The following is a 526-nucleotide window of genomic DNA, read 5'->3' on the forward strand; positions in this document are numbered from 1 at the left end:
TGTCGTTCCCGCAAGCAATTGCCCGGTCGCGCCACGCGCTTCGGCAGCCTCCGCCGAAAAACTCAGATCGGAATAGCCGAGATGCTCGAAAGGTTCGGGATTGCAGGCCTGCGGCACCTCGGTCCGGTGGCAGATCTTCTTGGCGTGCGGAAAATACTTGTTGCCGCCGCAATGATCGAAGTGGAAATGCGAATTGACGACAACGTCGATGTCCTTCGGTTCGAGGCCGAGCAGCGCCAGGGCGCCTGGGATGGTCTGGTGCTTTTCCTGGATCGGCTTTTCGAACGGCAGCACCTTCATCACGTGATCGTAGTCGTAGCCGGTGTCGATGAGGAACCGGCCCTCGGCATGTTCGATCAGGATCGAATAGACGGGGAAGCGCACTTCGCCGCCAGGGCCGCGGTTCCAGAACACATGATAGCCGTCGAGAACGAGCGAGCCGCCGTCGAGCAGGTAGACCTTGGTATCCGACATTCTTGCCTCCTTTATTGGCGCGGGTCCCGTCCGCGCATGAATTGTCCTCAGC

1 pseudogene is annotated in these 526 nt (G+C 59.9%); it reads right to left on the reverse strand.

The window, feature by feature from the left end:
- Positions 1 to 474 (reverse strand): annotated as a pseudogene (locus EN925_RS38955) (4-pyridoxolactonase); the annotation flags it as partial.
- Positions 475 to 526 lie beyond the last annotated feature (52 nt).

Origin of the sequence: Mesorhizobium sp. M7A.F.Ca.US.006.04.2.1 (assembly GCF_004022915.1) — a bacterium.
In the GTDB taxonomy this organism is placed as follows: domain Bacteria; phylum Pseudomonadota; class Alphaproteobacteria; order Rhizobiales; family Rhizobiaceae; genus Mesorhizobium; species Mesorhizobium ciceri.